Origin of the sequence: Escherichia sp. GZ89 (assembly GCF_019366485.1) — a bacterium.
GTDB lineage: Bacteria > Pseudomonadota > Gammaproteobacteria > Enterobacterales > Enterobacteriaceae > Escherichia > Escherichia fergusonii.
The window spans coordinates 353,233-369,574 of sequence record NZ_JAEOHX010000002.1 but is presented as its reverse complement, the minus strand read 5'-3'; the positions used below and the strand labels follow the sequence as shown (position 1 = coordinate 369,574).

Sequence of the window (16,342 nt, the reverse complement as noted above, 5' to 3'; positions counted from 1 at the left end):
GTGATGAAACAGCAACGGGGCGCCAGAAGGTGCCCCGTTTATTATTCTCACTTCAAAACATAACCATACAAACGTTTCATCCCGTCCGTATCTGTTTCGCTATAGACACCTTGTAACTCCGGCGAAAATCCTGGTAGCAAATTCACCCCTTCTTCTAGCGCCAGAAAATAACGCTGTACTGCCCCGCCCCACTCTTCTCCAGGCACCACGCACAGCACGCCAGGTGGATAAGGTAACGCCCCTTCGGCCGCAATTCGCCCTTCGGCATCACGAATCCGCACCAATTCCACTTCACCGCGAATATAGGCGCTATGCGCATCCTGTGGGTTCATCATTACTTTCGGGAAACTCAGCTGGCGGAACATCGCTTTTTGCAGGTCTTTGACGTCGAAACTGACATACAGATCGTGCATCTCCTGACAGAGCTGGCGCAGGGTATAGTCACGATAACGTACCGGATACTTGTTGAAGACAGACGGCAGCACATCAGCCAGTGGTGTGTCATCTTCAATATGTTGTTCAAATTGCACCAGCATTGCCACCAAATGTGCCATCTTCTCGGCACTTTCGGCAGGCGTCAGCAGGAACAAAATGGAATTGAGATCGCACTTTTCAGGCACTATGCCATTTTCACGCAGGTAATGCGCCAGAATGGTCGCAGGAACGCCAAAATCGCTATACTCACCACTGGCGGCATCGACTCCTGGTGTTGTCAGCAGCAATTTACACGGATCGATAACATATTGGTCCTCCGCATAACCTTCAAATCCATGCCAGGTTGCTCCAGGTTCAAAACTAAAAAACCGTCTCTCGCTGGCGATAACTTCTGTCGACCACGCTTGCCACGGCTTACCATCCACAACCGGCGGCACAAACGGGCGCAGCAGATGACAACGTTCCAGAATCGCCTTACGGGTTTCGATCCCCAGAGTCACGCAATCAGCCCACAACCGACGCCCACTCTCCCCTTCGTGGATTTTGGCGTTAACATCCAGCGCGGCAAACAATGGATAAAAAGGGCTGGTGGAAGCATGCAACATAAATGCGTTATTCAGCCGTTTATGCGGACAAAAACGTGCCTGCCCGCGAATATGGTTATCTTTTTTATGGATCTGGGAGGTTTGCGAGAATCCGGCTTGCTGCTTGTGTACCGACTGAGTGACAAAAATGCCAGGATCTTTTTCGTCAAGCTCTAACAACAACGGCGAGCTATTTGCCAGCATCGGGATAAACTGCTCATAACCGACCCAGGCAGAATCAAACAAAATGTAATCACAAAGATGACCGATGGTGTCGATCACCTGACGAGCGTTGTAGATAGTGCCGTCGTAAGTTCCCAACTGAATAATTGCCAGACGGAATGGGCGCGGCTGGTCAGCCTTTTCTGGCGCAACGGCACGAATTTGCTGGCGCAGATACTCTTCATTAAAACAGTGCGCATCAATACCCCCAATAAAGCCAAACGGATTACGCGCAGCTTCTAAATAAATCGGTGTTGCGCCAGCCTGAATCAGAGCACCATGATGATTTGATTTATGATTATTGCGATCAAAAAGCACCAGATCGCCACGTGTCAGTAATGCATTGGTGACCACTTTATTTGCCGCCGAAGTTCCATTCAGAACAAAGTAGGTTTTATCGGCATGAAAAACTTTGGCGGCAAACTTTTGAGCATCTTTTGCTGAGCCTTCATGAATCAATAAATCGCCCAACCTGACATCGGCATTACACATATCGGCGCGAAAAACATTCTCGCCAAAGAAATCATAAAAATGACGACCAGCAGGATGCTTTTTAAAGAATGCGCCATGCTGATGCCCAGGGCAGGCAAAAGTGCTATTCCTCATTGCGACATACTGAGTCAAGGTGTCATAAAACGGCGGTAGCATATTTTCTTCATAGCGACGGGCAGCAGCTTCCAACTCCAGCCATTGTTGTTCGCTACCGTTCATAACCGCTGTCACCCCCTGCGGCATCGAGCAAGCCTGCTCGCTAAAGAGAAATACGGGTAATTGAAAACCAGTGCGTTTGAGTAAGGTAAGGATCCCACTGCGACTATCCGTAACCGTGATGACGACAGCGGCGACTTCGGTAAAATCGGTACTATCCAGCGCCACCACATCACGATGCGTAGACAAACGGGCAACCAGTTCACCACTGGCGGCAATTTTCATTGTTTTCATGCTCAATTCATTTCGAAAAAGTTAGCACCAGAGCAAGGTGCTAGCCTTGCCCGAAGAGTCGTTGCCCAGACTGGTTCGCAGCTGCAACCACCAGACATCAGTAAAAACAGAGTCACTCTGCGCTTACTGTTGTCCTTCAGTGAGCCTGATATACCTTCACCGCATGGTGCGTTGGAGAGTTAAAAATGGGGAAATGGTGCACACAACCAGACAATGCAAAAAGCGTAACGCACGTTTAATAAGCATCTTTTGTGGCCCATCAAAAAGGAGAAAATTTGCGCAATCATGGCATCTTTAGCCAGGAGGCGCAATAAAGCACGGACCGACTCTTTGCGATTGAACAAGCATAAGAGCGAGTAATCAGGGCATAATAATGCACTTTGATATATTTTCAGAAGGAACGAAGGTGGTAATCGGACCCTTTATAAACGCCGCAGCGGTGTTAATTGGCGGGGCGCTTGGCGCAATCATCAGCCAGCGCTTACCTGAACGGATTCGCGTCTCCATGACCTCAATATTTGGTCTGGCCTCACTGGGGATTGGTATTTTATTAGTGGTCAAATGCGTCAATTTACCTGCAATGGTACTGGCAACGCTGATTGGTGCACTGATAGGTGAATTCTGTTATCTCGAAAAAGGCATCAACGGCGGCGTGGCAAAAGCGCAACAGATGTTCAGTAAGCCAGGTAAAAAATCGACTCATGAATCATTCATTCAAAATTATGTGGCAATTATTGTGTTGTTTTGTGCCAGCGGCACCGGGATTTTCGGTGCAATGAATGAAGGAATGACAGGCGATCCCAGCATTTTGATCGCCAAATCATTCCTCGATTTTTTTACTGCACTTATCTTTGCCTGTTCATTAGGGATTGCTGTTTCTGCTATTGCTGTCCCATTGCTAGCGGTGCAGCTCACACTTGCCGCCTGCGCCGCCTTGATATTGCCATTTACAACCCCGGCGATGATGGGAGATTTTAGTGCTGTAGGTGGGTTACTGTTAGTGGCGACGGGTTTACGAATTTGCGGTATCAAAATGTTCCCGGTGGTCAATATGCTTCCTGCTCTGGCACTGGCAATGCCGATGTCTGCTGCCTGGACTGCATTTTTCGCCTGAAAATGACTGTAATAGCAACAAACTGGTGGTGGAATGCGCAGTCTGAAAGGATTTAAAGAATTTTCATTGACGAAACGAGGCAGATAAGGTTTAATGCGCCCCGTTGCCCGGATAGCTCAGTCGGTAGAGCAGGGGATTGAAAATCCCCGTGTCCTTGGTTCGATTCCGAGTCCGGGCACCACCTTTCCTTTTTATACTTCCCTTTCAATCCCAGCACATAGTAAATTCAACGAGTTAACGTAACATCTTTCTCAATACGTTTTGATTTGTTCCTGTGTATCCGGGAAATTTGCGGTCAAATAACAGATCTTTCAGTTCAATGAAACAGAAAGCCCAATATGACCCTGGCTGACAATAAAATCAACGCTGCGAAGCCCCTCGCAAAGTCACCTGACTGTATCCACCTGCGGCTCCAAGCTGTGGTATTTTCGCTATAGTTTCAGCGGTAAAGAAAGCAGCCTGGCTTTTGGCCCCTACCAACAAATAACACAGGCGGAAGCCCGCAAAAAGCGCGATTCTCGCAGCTAAGCTACTGGTATCCCGTATCAATTCCTCTCAGCTACGCAAACCGACACCGTTGACGCCTCCCGGACGTTTCTGTATATCGCCACCGCGTAGCACACCAGTTGTCTATAGAATCCACGCCGCAGCAGAACGACATCAGAACATGCCTGGCGTGAAGAGGCTCAGGAGCAGAGTGCATTTTTCCTGCTCCCACGGCACGGAGTCTGTATGGTTTGCGCAATGCCTCGTTTGATGCGGGAGCATGGTCCAGACAAAATGCCAGAGGCATGACACATCGGCTATAAAATCCTCAACATTAGACTCTCTACATTAGCTTATAAAGCGTGTTTAGTGCCGTTAAATAATAACTACCGTGAGTAATAACCTGTAAAAGAATAAATAATTTCACCAATTAACATACCAGGCAAAACAATCATGTTAGTGCAAATTATGATATTAACTATTTCCTCGTCATATATTAAATTTATAAAGCGTTAATAATATGTATTAATAGATGTTAAATTTCACCATCCTTATTGATTTTAAAGTGATAATTAATAATACTCCCGCTCCTTTAGAGTTTAGGTAATCGCATAAGTAATTAAGTATTCTGTCGAATATTGCCGTAGCGAGGCTGTTAGCACAGTAAAACTACAGAGGCAAAAATCTTACTAAAAATGACACTTTCTGAATAACAGGAGGGTATTTTCGAACAGAAGATAATATATAAAACTATTTCTTGCGTTACGATTCCGTCAACTTAATTTATTCACTTGCGTTATTAATGAGTAAGAAATTTAAATATAAGAAATCGCTTTTAGCGGCTATTTTGAGTGCAACGTTATTAACGGGCTGTGACGGTGGTGGCTCAGGCTCTTCTTCTGCCAATCCACCTGGAGATTCTGGCTCTGGTTCCATCCCGGATGTTAATCCAAATCCAACACCAGATCCGGAACCGACGCCGACACCTGATCCAGACCCGGAACCCACTCCAGACCCGGAGCCTGAACCAACGCCCACTAAAACCGGTTATCTGACCCTGGGGGGAAGCCAACGGGTAAGTGGCGCTTTCTGTAATAACGCACCCAGTGTTGGCTTCACCTTTACGCCCGGCGATACGGTTACCTGCGTAATCGGCGGTACGACTATCGCCACATTTGACACGCTGGCGGAAACGGCACGCAGCCGCAGTGATGTAGAGAAAGTGGCGTTTAGCCTCGAGGATGCGCAGGAGCTGGCCAGCTCTGAGAATAAGAAAAACAATGCGCTCGCCCTGGTGACTTCCAGCAACAGCTGCCCGTCAGATGATGAACAGGTCTGTCTGAACTTCACATCTGTGGTTGATCGCGCACGCTTTGAAAAACTGTATAAGCAGATTGATCTGGCAAAGGAAGATTTCCAAAAGCTGGTGAATGAAGAGGTGGAAAACAATGCCGCCACTGATAAAGCACCATCGACTCATACGTCACCGGTTGTGCCTGCCACTACACCGGGTACAACGCCGGATCTGAATGCTAAATTCGTATCGGCAAATGCCGAACAGTTTTATCAGTATCAACCTACTGAAATTATTCTCTCCGAAGGCCGTCTGGTGGATAGCCTGGGCAATGGTGTTGTTGGCGTAAATTACTACACCAGCTCAGGCCGTGGCGTAACTGGCGAAAATGGCAAATTCTCCTTTAGCTGGGGCGAAACCATCTCCTTTGGCATCGACACATTTGAGCTGGGTTCGGTACGCGGTAATAAATCGACCATTGCATTGACTGAGCTGGGTGACGAAGTTCGTGGAGCGAATATCGATCAGCTTATTCATCGTTACTCCCAGGCTGGAGAAAATAACGATCGTGAGATCCCGGATGTGGTCCGCAAGGTCTTTGCCGAGTATCCCAACGTGATCAACGAGATTATCAATCTCTCGTTATCCAATGGCGCGACGCTGAACGAAGGCGATCAAACCGTTGAGCTGCCAAACGAATTTCTTGCACAGCTTAAATCCGGGCAAGCAAAAGAGATCGATACCGCGATTTGCAACACAACCGGGAGCTGTAACTCTCCACGCTGGTTCTCACTGACAGCGCGCAACATTAATGAAGGTCAAATTCAGGGCGTTATCAACAAGTTGTGGGGAGTGGACGAGGATTACAAATCCGTGTCGAAATTCCACGTTTTCCATGACTCCACCAACTTCTATGGCAGTACGGGTAACGCCCGTGGTCAGGCGGTGATTAATATCTCTAACGCGGCCTTCCCGATTCTGATGGCGCGTAATGATAAAAACTACTGGCTGGCCTTCGGCGAGAAACGTGCCTGGGATAAAAATGAGCTGGCGTACATTACTGAGGCGCCTTCCATTGTGCGACCAGAGAACGTGACACGCGAAACCGCCACCTTCAACCTGCCGTTTATCTCGCTGGGGCAAGTGGGCGATGGCAAGCTGATGGTTATCGGTAACCCACACTACAACAGCATCCTGCGTTGCCCGAACGGTTACAGCTGGAACGGGGGCGTTAATAAAGACGGGCAGTGTACGCTCAACAGCGCCCCGGATGACATGAAGAACTTCATGGAGAACGTGCTGCGCTATCTGTCAAATGATCGCTGGTTGCCGGATGCAAAATCCAATATGACCGTGGGTACTAACCTGGATACGGTGTATTTCAAAAAACATGGCCAGGTGCTGGGAAATAGCGCACCGTTTGCGTTCCATAAGGATTTCGCTGGCATCACGGTCAAACCGATGACCAGCTATGGCAATCTGAATCCAGATGAAGTTCCTCTGTTGATCCTCAATGGCTTTGAATACGTCACACAATGGGGTAGCGATCCTTACTCCATTCCTCTGCGAGCAGATACCAGTAAACCGAAGCTGACTCAGCAGGATGTGACCGATCTGATCGCCTATATGAACAAAGGTGGATCGGTGCTGATCATGGAAAACGTGATGAGCAATCTTAAGGAAGAGAGCGCATCTGGCTTTGTACGTCTGCTTGATGCTGCAGGTTTGTCGATGGCGCTTAACAAGTCGGTAGTAAATAACGATCCGCAAGGCTACCCGGACCGTGTTCGTCAACGACGTTCAACGCCAATTTGGGTCTATGAGCGTTATCCGGCTGTCGATGGTAAACCACCGTATACCATTGATGACACCACGAAAGAAGTTATCTGGAAATATCAGCAAGAAAACAAACCTGATGACAAACCGAAGCTGGAAGTTGCCAGCTGGCAGGAAGAAGTTGAGGGTAAACAGGTAACCCAATTCGCCTTTATAGATGAAGCCGACCACAAAACGCCTGAGTCACTGGCTGCGGCAAAGCAGAGAATTCTGGACGCGTTCCCTGGGCTGGAAGAGTGTAAGGATTCTGACTACCACTATGAGGTCAACTGTCTGGAATACCGTCCAGGCACGGATGTGCCGGTAACCGGTGGCATGTTTGTTCCACGCTATACGCAACTTAATCTTGACGCCGACACCGCGAAAGCGATGCTGCAGGCTGCGGATTTAGGCACCAACATCCAGCGTCTGTATCAACATGAGCTTTATTTCCGTACCAATGGCCGCCAGGGTGAGCGTCTCAACAGCGTTGATCTGGAACGTTTATACCAAAACATGTCCGTCTGGCTGTGGAACGAGACGAAATACCGTTATGAAGAGGGTAAAGAAGACGAGCTGGGCTTTAAAACGTTCACTGAGTTTCTGAACTGCTACACCAACAATGCATACGTTGGTACGCAGTGTTCTGCTGAGCTGAAAAAATCGCTGATTGATAACAAGATGATTTACGGTGATGAAAGCAGCAAAGCGGGAATGATGAACCCGAGCTACCCGCTCAACTATATGGAAAAACCGCTGACACGCCTGATGCTGGGTCGTTCCTGGTGGGATCTGAACATCAAAGTTGATGTTGAGAAGTATCCGGGAGTGGTGGATACAAACGGCGAAACCGTCACACAAAACATTAACTTGTACTCAGATCCAACCAAATGGTTTGCAGGTAACATGCAGTCAACTGGCCTGTGGGCACCTGCCCAGCAGGAAGTCAGCATTGAGTCAAAGGCGACAGTTCCTGTGACCGTGACTGTTGCGCTGGCCGACGACCTGACAGGACGAGAGAAGCATGAAGTTAGCCTGAACCGTCCGCCCAGAGTGACGAAAACCTATGATCTGAAAGCCAATGATAAGGTGACGTTCAAAGTCCCTTACGGCGGTCTGATTTACATCAAAGGCGACAGCAAAGAGGTGCAATCAGCTGACTTCACCTTTACCGGTGTAGTAAAAGCGCCGTTCTATAAAGACGGTAAGTGGCAACACGATCTGAACTCCCCTGCCCCGCTGGGCGAACTGGAGTCTGCGTCGTTTGTCTATACCACACCGAAGAAGAACCTTAATGCCAGCAATTACACGGGCGGACTGGAGCAATTCGCTAAAGATCTGGATACCTTTGCCAGCTCGATGAATGACTTCTACGGTCGTGATAGCGAAAGCGGTAACCACCGGATGTTTACCTATAAAGCATTGACGGGGCATAAACATCGTTTCGCCAACGATGTGCAGATCTCCATTGGTGACGCGCACTCGGGTTATCCGGTGATGAACAGCAGCTTCTCGCCGAACAGCACCACGCTGCCGACGACGCCGCTGAACGACTGGTTGATCTGGCACGAAGTGGGGCACAACGCCGCCGAAACGCCACTGACTGTTCCTGGCGCGACCGAAGTGGCGAACAACGTGCTGGCGCTATACATGCAGGATCGTTATCTCGGCAAGATGAACCGTGTCGCTGACGATATTACCGTCGCACCGGAATATCTGGAGGAGAGCAACAACCAGGCATGGGCGCGCGGCGGTGCGGGTGACCGTCTGCTGATGTACGCACAACTGAAGGAATGGGCAGAGAAGAACTTTGATATCAAGAAGTGGTATCCAGATGGCAATCTGCCAGCCTTCTACAGCGATCGTGAAGGGATGAAAGGCTGGAACCTGTTCCAGTTGATGCATCGTAAAGCGCGCGGCGATGAGGTTGGCGACAAAACCTTTGGCGGCAAGAATTACTGTGCTGAATCCAACGGTAACGCAGCGGACACGCTGATGCTGTGTGCCTCCTGGGTCGCCCAGACGGACCTTTCCGCATTCTTTAAGAAATGGAATCCGGGCGCGAATGCTTACCAGCTGCCGGGGGCGAGCGAGATGAGCTTCGAGGGCGGTGTGAGCCAGTCGGCGTACAACACGCTGGCGTCACTCAAGCTGCCGAAACCGGAACAGGGACCGGAAACCATTAACAAGGTTACCGAGCATAAGATGTCTGTCGAGTAATCCTGTATGCCGGATAAGGCGCTCGCGCCGCATCCGGCATGAAATAAGGCGCATTGGGTTAACACATTTGCCCGATGCGCAAGCTTATCGGGCCTGGAGGAAAGCTGTATGGCATACACCTGCAGGCCCACATCCGGCAAGTTACAACAAATAACCTTTAACCATGCTTTTTGATGTTTTTCAGCAATACCCTGCGGCGATGCCCATACTGGCAACCGTCGGAGGATTGATCATCGGCAGTTTTTTGAATGTGGTGATTTGGCGTTACCCCATCATGCTGCGCCAACAAATGGCGGAGTTTCATGGTGAAATGCCGAGTGCGCAGTCAAAAATAAGCCTTGCGCTACCGCGTTCGCACTGTCCGCATTGTCAGCAGACCATCCGCGTTCGTGACAATATTCCGCTGCTCTCCTGGTTGATGCTCAAAGGGCGCTGCCGTGATTGTCAGGCGAAAATCAGCAAGCGTTATCCGCTGGTCGAGTTATTGACAGCACTCGCTTTTTTGCTGGCGAGTCTGGTCTGGCCGGAAAGTGGATGGGGGCTGGCGGTGATGATATTATCCGCCTGGCTTATTGCCGCGAGCATCATCGACCTTGATAACCAATGGCTGCCCGATGTTTTTACTCAGGGCGTATTGTGGACAGGACTGATTGCGGCATGGGCGCAACAGAGCCCGTTAACGCTACAAGACTCAGTCACCGGCGTTCTGGTGGGGTTTATTACGTTTTACTCCCTGCGCTGGATAGCCGGAATAATTCTGCGTAAAGAAGCATTAGGCATGGGCGATGTATTACTCTTCGCCGCGTTAGGTGGCTGGGTGGGCGCGTTGTCGCTGCCCAATGTGGCTTTAATCGCCTCATGCTGCGGCCTGATATATGCCGTTATTACAAAAAGAGGATCAACCACACTGCCTTTTGGACCGTGTTTAAGTCTGGGCGGTATAGCAACACTTTATCTGCAGGCATTGTTTTAATGATAACCCCGTCATTATCAAAGTGACATTTTAACTCTTATTAATAACCTTAGAGATTATTTACCATGTCGATAAAACAGATGCCAGGGAGGGTATTAATATCGCTATTATTGAGCGCTACAGGATTATTAAGTGGCTGTGCCAGCCATAATGAAAATGCCAGTTTACTGGCGAAAAAACAGGCGCAAAATATCAGCCAAAACCTGCCGATTAAATCTGCGGGATATACCTTAGTGCTGGCGCAAAGCAGCGGCACGACGGTAAAAATGACCATCATCAGCGAAGCGGGTGCTCAGACCACGCAGACGCCTGACGCCTTTTTAACCAGCTACCAACGACAAATGTGTGCAGACCCAACGGTGAAATTAATGATCACCGAGGGAATTAATTACAGCATAACGATTAATGATACACGTACAGGTAACCAGTATCAGCGGAAACTGGATCGCACTACTTGTGGAATAGTCAAAGCATAACGTCGGGTATATAAATTGGCGCGGGTTGTTTTTCGTGACGCACGAATTTATCTCATTCAATGGCTGACTAAAATTCGTCACACTCTTAACCAGAGACAATCTCTTAATACAAACAAAGAGCATCTTCGCAAAATTGTACGCGCGATGTTCTGGCTGATGCTGCTTATTATTTCTGCAAAAATGGCGTATTCACTCTGGCGCTATTTCTCCTTTTCTGCGGAATATACGGCGGTTTCTCAATCGGTGAATAAACAGCCCCATGCGGATGTAAAAACGTTCGATAAAAAAGATGTGCAATTAATCAGCCAGCAAAACTGGTTTGGTAAATATCAGCGCGTCGCCACACCGGTAAAGCAACCTGAACCTGTAGCAGAAACGCGTCTTAATGTGGTGCTGCGCGGGATCGCCTTTGGTGCCAGACCCGGCGCGGTTATTGAAGAAGGTGGCAAACAGCAGGTCTATTTGCAGGGTGAACGGCTTGGCTCTCACAACGCAGTGATTGAGGAAATCAATCGCGACCATGTGATGCTGCGCTATCAGGGAAAAATAGAGCGGCTCAGTCTGGCAGAAGAGGAGCGTTCCACCGTAGCCGTGACCAACAAAAAAGCCGTCAGTGACGAAGCAAAGCAAGCTATTGCTGAGCCTGCTGCCAGTGCGCCCGTTGAGATCCCGGCTGCCGTGCGTCAGGCACTGGCGAAAGATCCGCAGAAAATTTTTAACTATATCCAGCTTACGCCTGTGCGTAAGGAGGGAATTGTCGGTTATGCAGTGAAGCCGGGGGCAGATCGTTCTCTGTTCGATGCCAGCGGTTTCAGGGAAGGCGATATCGCCATTGCGCTCAATCAGCAGGATTTCACTGATCCACGAGCAATGATTGCTCTGATGCGGCAGTTACCTTCAATGGATTCCATTCAACTTACGGTTTTACGCAAGGGTGCGCGCCACGACATTTCCATCGCGCTGCGCTAACCGCATTTAATCCAGGAGAATCATTCATCGTGTTTTGGCGTGATATTACGTTGTCGGTCTGGCGTAAGAAGACAACTGGCCTCAAAACAAAAAAGCGTTTACTGCCGCTGGTGCTGGTGCTGGCAGCGGCATTATGCAGTTCACCGGTCTGGGCGGAAGAAGCCACTTTCACCGCTAATTTTAAAGATACAGACCTGAAATCGTTCATCGAAACCGTCGGCGCTAACCTTAATAAAACTATCATTATGGGGCCGGGCGTACAGGGGAAAGTGAGTATTCGTACCATGACCCCACTCAATGAACGCCAGTATTACCAGTTATTCCTTAATCTGCTGGAAGCGCAGGGGTATGCCGTCGTACCGATGGAAAACGACGTGCTGAAGGTGGTGAAATCCAGCGCCGCAAAAGTTGAGCCGCTGCCGCTGGTCGGTGAAGGCAGCGACAACTACGCGGGCGATGAAATGGTCACTAAAGTAGTGCCGGTACGTAATGTGTCGGTACGCGAGCTGGCACCGATCCTGCGCCAGATGATCGACAGCGCAGGCTCAGGCAACGTTGTTAATTACGATCCCTCCAACGTAATTATGCTTACCGGACGCGCCTCCGTCGTGGAGCGCCTGACGGAAGTGATCCAGCGCGTGGATCATGCGGGAAACCGCACCGAAGAGGTGATCCCGCTGGATAACGCCTCGGCTTCGGAAATCGCCCGCGTGCTGGAAAGCCTGACCAAAAACAGCGGCGAGAACCAGCCTGCGACGCTGAAATCTCAAATTGTCGCTGATGAACGCACCAACAGTGTGATTGTCAGTGGTGATCCCGCCACGCGGGACAAAATGCGCCGCCTGATCCGTCGCCTTGATTCAGAAATGGAGCGCAGCGGCAACAGCCAGGTGTTCTATCTCAAATACAGCAAAGCGGAAGATCTGGTCGATGTTCTGAAACAGGTCAGCGGCACGCTCACCGCCGCTAAAGAAGAGGCGGAAGGCACAGTCGGTAGCGGGCGAGAGGTTGTCTCTATTGCCGCCAGTAAACACAGTAATGCCCTGATTGTCACCGCGCCGCAGGACATTATGCAGTCGCTGCAAAGCGTGATTGAACAACTGGATATTCGCCGTGCTCAGGTGCATGTCGAGGCGTTGATCGTGGAAGTTGCCGAAGGCAGCAATATCAACTTCGGCGTGCAGTGGGCGTCGAAAGATGCCGGATTAATGCAGTTTGCTAACGGTACGCAGATCCCTATCGGTACGCTGGGCGCAGCCATTTCTCAGGCGAAGCCACAGAAAGGTTCAACGGTGATCAGCGAAAACGGTGCCACCACCATTAATCCGGATACTAACGGCGATCTCTCCACGCTCGCCCAGCTTCTTTCTGGATTTAGCGGTACGGCGGTTGGCGTGGTGAAAGGCGACTGGATGGCGCTGGTACAGGCGGTTAAAAACGACTCCAGCTCGAACGTTCTCTCCACGCCGAGCATCACTACGCTGGACAACCAGGAAGCCTTCTTCATGGTAGGCCAGGATGTTCCGGTATTAACTGGATCTACCGTTGGCTCCAATAACAGCAATCCTTTCAATACGGTAGAGAGGAAAAAAGTCGGCATCATGCTGAAAGTCACGCCGCAGATTAACGAAGGAAACGCGGTACAGATGGTGATTGAGCAGGAAGTGTCGAAGGTGGAAGGACAGACCAGCCTCGACGTCGTGTTTGGCGAGCGCAAACTGAAAACCACCGTGCTGGCAAACGATGGTGAGCTGATCGTGCTTGGCGGTCTGATGGACGACCAGGCGGGAGAAAGCGTAGCGAAAGTGCCGCTGCTGGGCGATATCCCGTTGATTGGTAACCTGTTTAAATCGACAGCGGATAAAAAAGAAAAACGTAACCTGATGGTGTTTATCCGCCCGACCATTCTGCGTGATGGTATGGCGGCAGACGGCGTGTCGCAGCGCAAATATAACTATATGCGCGCCGAACAGATCTATCGCGATGAGCAGGGCTTAAGCCTGATGCCGCACACCGCGCAGCCGATATTGCCTTCGCAAAATCAGGCCTTACCGCCAGAAGTTCGTGCGTTCCTTAATGCCGGGAGAACGCGTTAATGGTGCCTGTAGCACAGGAAACCACTGCTAACACCGTGCGTCTGCCCTACAGTTTCAGCCGTCGGTTTAGCCTGGTGGCATGGTGCGAAGCGTCGCTGGAGATCCTCCATGTGCATCCGTTGTCGCTCTCTGTTTTGCAGGAGCTGCAGCGGGGGCTGAACGCGTCTTTTACGCTGCGGCAAATCGACGAGGCCGAATTTGAACAGCGGCTGAATGCGGTCTGGCAGCGGGACTCTTCCGAGGCTCGCCAGCTGATGGAAGATCTCGGTTCTGCCGAGGACTTTTTTACCCTCGCGGAAGAACTGCCGGAAACGGAAGATCTGCTGGAAAGTGACGACGATGCGCCGATCATCAAACTGATCAACGCCATGCTGGCAGAGGCGATTAAAGAAGGCGCTTCGGATATCCACATCGAGACGTTTGAAAAGAGTCTGGTGATCCGTTTTCGCGTTGACGGCACATTACATGAAATGCTGCGTCCGGGGCGCAAACTGGCCTCGCTGCTGGTATCGCGTATTAAGGTGATGGCACGGCTGGATATCGCCGAAAAACGCGTACCGCAGGATGGGCGCATTGCGCTGCTGCTGGGCGGTCGGGCGATTGACGTGCGTGTCTCCACCATGCCTTCCGCCTGGGGCGAGCGCGTGGTGCTGCGACTGCTGGACAAAAACCAGGCCCGCCTGACGCTGGAACGTCTGGGGTTGAGCCATGAACTGACCGCGCAGTTGCGCCAGCTGTTACACAAACCGCACGGCATCTTTCTGGTGACGGGGCCGACAGGTTCCGGCAAAAGCACCACGCTGTACGCCGGATTGCAGGAGCTGAACAACCACTCGCGCAACATTCTCACGGTTGAAGACCCCATCGAATACATGATTGAAGGGATCGGTCAGACACAGGTTAACACCCGCGTCGGCATGACCTTCGCCCGTGGCCTGCGCGCGATTTTGCGTCAGGACCCAGATGTGGTGATGGTCGGTGAAATCCGCGATACCGAAACCGCAGAAATCGCCGTCCAGGCGTCATTGACCGGACACCTGGTACTTTCCACGCTGCATACCAACACGGCGGTGGGGGCGATCACGCGTTTGCAGGATATGGGCGTTGAGCCTTTCCTGCTCTCTTCCAGCCTGACGGGCGTGATGGCGCAGCGACTTGTTCGCACACTGTGCACCGACTGCCGCCAGCCCGCGCCTGCCACTGATGAAGAAAAACGCCTGCTGGGGATTACCGACGTGCGTACCGTCACGCTGTACCATCCGCAGGGCTGCCCCGCCTGTAATCACAAAGGTTTTCGCGGACGTACCGCTATCCATGAACTGATCGTGGTGGACGCCACATTGCGTGATTTGATCCACCGTCAGGCCGGGGAACTGGAGCTGGAACGTTATGTCCGGCAACACTCTGCGGGTATCCGCAGCAACGGCATTGAGAAAGTGCTTGCCGGAGAAACCTCTCTCGATGAAGTGCTGCGGGTAACGATGGAGGCGTAATGGCACTGTTTTACTATCAGGCGTTACAGCGTAATGGTCGCAAAACCAAAGGCATGATTGAGGCGGATTCCGCGCGTCATGCCCGCCAGTTGTTGCGCGGTAAAGAGCTTATCCCCGTGCACATTGAAGCCCGGATGAATGCTTCGTCAGGGGGAATGTTGCAGCGTCGGCGACACGCACATCGTCGTGTGGCGGCGGCAGATCTGGCGCTGTTCACTCGCCAACTGGCAACGCTGGTACAGGCAGCAATGCCGCTGGAAACCTGCTTACAGGCGGTCAGTGAGCAAAGTGAAAAACTGCATGTAAAAAGCCTCGGAATGGCGCTACGCAGCCGGATTCAGGAAGGTTACACCCTGTCGGACAGCCTGCGCGAACATCCCCGCGTCTTTGACTCCCTGTTTTGTTCGATGGTGGCTGCCGGAGAAAAATCCGGGCATCTCGACGTGGTACTCAATCGCCTGGCGGATTACACCGAACAGCGACAGCGCCTGAAATCACGCCTGCTGCAGGCCATGCTCTATCCGCTGGTACTGCTGGTGGTGGCAACGGGCGTGGTCACTATTTTGCTGACGGCGGTGGTGCCGAAAATTATCGAACAGTTTGATCATCTCGGACACGCGCTGCCTGCCTCCACCCGCGCTCTTATCGCTATGAGCGACGCGTTGCAGACCAGCGGCGTTTACTGGCTGGCGGGTCTGCTGGGGCTTCTGGTGCTGGGGCAACGACTACTCAAAAATCCTGCTATGCGCCTGCGCTGGGATAAAACCTTGCTGCGTCTTCCCGTGACGGGGCGTGTTGCGCGCGGACTGAATACGGCGCGCTTTTCCCGCACCTTAAGCATCCTCACCGCCAGCAGTGTTCCGTTGCTGGAAGGCATTCAGACCGCCGCTGCCGTGTCGGCAAATCGCTATGTCGAGCAACAACTGCTGCTGGCGGCAGATCGCGTCCGCGAAGGAAGCAGCTTGCGCGCTGCGCTGGCGGAATTGCGCCTGTTCCCGCCGATGATGCTGTACATGATCGCCTCCGGCGAACAGAGCGGTGAACTGGAAACCATGCTTGAACAGGCCGCAGTCAACCAGGAACGGGAATTTGATACCCAGGTGGGGCTGGCGTTAGGGCTGTTTGAACCGGCGCTGGTGGTAATGATGGCGGGCGTGGTGCTGTTTATCGTCATCGCCATCCTCGAGCCGATGCTGCAACTGAACAATATGGTTGGAATGTAA

At 51.3% G+C, this 16,342-nt stretch carries 10 protein-coding genes and 1 tRNA gene; 10 read left to right on the top strand and 1 reads right to left on the bottom strand.

The window, feature by feature from the left end:
- Positions 1 to 47 precede the first annotated feature (47 nt).
- Positions 48 to 2,183, bottom strand: a complete 2,136-nt coding sequence (locus K0335_RS06090; RefSeq protein WP_104920311.1) for an ornithine decarboxylase — start codon at positions 2,181 to 2,183, stop codon at positions 48 to 50.
- A gap of 406 nt (positions 2,184 to 2,589) precedes the next feature.
- On the opposite strand from K0335_RS06090, the gene K0335_RS06085 reads away from it, so the two are divergent.
- The 10 genes from K0335_RS06085 to gspF all read left to right on the top strand — a co-directional run bounded on the left by K0335_RS06085 (position 2,590) and on the right by gspF (position 16,342).
- Positions 2,590 to 3,297: a DUF554 domain-containing protein gene (locus K0335_RS06085; RefSeq protein WP_024256526.1), complete on the top strand. Its 708-nt coding sequence runs from the start codon at positions 2,590 to 2,592 to the stop codon at positions 3,295 to 3,297.
- Positions 3,298 to 3,402: 105 nt separating this feature from the next.
- Positions 3,403 to 3,478: transfer RNA gene (locus K0335_RS06080), tRNA-Phe, on the top strand.
- Between the two features lie 167 nt (positions 3,479 to 3,645).
- Positions 3,646 to 3,825 carry an Arm DNA-binding domain-containing protein gene (locus K0335_RS22600; RefSeq protein ID WP_307774214.1) on the top strand — a complete coding sequence of 60 codons (180 nt, stop codon included), beginning with the start codon at positions 3,646 to 3,648 and terminating at the stop codon, positions 3,823 to 3,825.
- A gap of 760 nt (positions 3,826 to 4,585) precedes the next feature.
- A complete protein-coding gene (gene sslE / locus K0335_RS06065) occupies positions 4,586 to 9,112 on the top strand; it encodes a lipoprotein metalloprotease SslE (RefSeq protein WP_219393768.1) in 4,527 nt (1,508 codons plus the stop codon).
- 163 nt (positions 9,113 to 9,275) lie between these two features.
- Entirely contained in the window at positions 9,276 to 10,085 is an 810-nt protein-coding gene (gene pppA, locus K0335_RS06060) for a prepilin peptidase PppA (RefSeq protein WP_160193708.1), read from the top strand.
- 65 nt (positions 10,086 to 10,150) lie between these two features.
- Positions 10,151 to 10,561 (top strand): type II secretion system pilot lipoprotein GspS-beta, encoded by a 411-nt coding sequence (gene gspS2, locus K0335_RS06055; protein WP_001332998.1) that lies wholly within the window; start codon positions 10,151 to 10,153, stop codon positions 10,559 to 10,561.
- 15 nt (positions 10,562 to 10,576) lie between these two features.
- Positions 10,577 to 11,530: a type II secretion system protein GspC gene (gene gspC / locus K0335_RS06050; RefSeq protein WP_160193709.1), complete on the top strand. Its 954-nt coding sequence runs from the start codon at positions 10,577 to 10,579 to the stop codon at positions 11,528 to 11,530.
- Between the two features lie 29 nt (positions 11,531 to 11,559).
- Positions 11,560 to 13,626, top strand: coding sequence for a type II secretion system secretin GspD (gene gspD, locus K0335_RS06045; protein ID WP_181199301.1), 2,067 nt, complete (start codon positions 11,560 to 11,562; stop codon positions 13,624 to 13,626).
- Complete coding sequence (gspE, locus tag K0335_RS06040) at positions 13,626 to 15,119, top strand: type II secretion system ATPase GspE (protein ID WP_000249374.1); 1,494 nt, start codon at positions 13,626 to 13,628, stop codon at positions 15,117 to 15,119. Before gspD ends, gspE begins: the two co-directional genes overlap by 1 nt.
- Positions 15,119 to 16,342, top strand: a complete 1,224-nt coding sequence (gene gspF, locus K0335_RS06035) for a type II secretion system inner membrane protein GspF (RefSeq protein WP_001173476.1) — start codon at positions 15,119 to 15,121, stop codon at positions 16,340 to 16,342. Before gspE ends, gspF begins: the two co-directional genes overlap by 1 nt.

Excerpts from the sequence above, each read along its gene's own strand:
- K0335_RS06090 (WP_104920311.1), bottom strand. The coding sequence starts at position 2,183 with ATGAAAACAATGAAAATTGCCGCCAGTGGTGAACTGGTTGCCCGTTTG.
- sslE (WP_219393768.1), top strand. The coding sequence starts at position 4,586 with ATGAGTAAGAAATTTAAATATAAGAAATCGCTTTTAGCGGCTATTTTG.
- pppA (WP_160193708.1), top strand. The coding sequence starts at position 9,276 with ATGCTTTTTGATGTTTTTCAGCAATACCCTGCGGCGATGCCCATACTG.
- gspS2 (WP_001332998.1), top strand. The coding sequence starts at position 10,151 with ATGTCGATAAAACAGATGCCAGGGAGGGTATTAATATCGCTATTATTG.
- gspE (WP_000249374.1), top strand. The coding sequence starts at position 13,626 with ATGGTGCCTGTAGCACAGGAAACCACTGCTAACACCGTGCGTCTGCCC.
- gspF (WP_001173476.1), top strand. The coding sequence starts at position 15,119 with ATGGCACTGTTTTACTATCAGGCGTTACAGCGTAATGGTCGCAAAACC.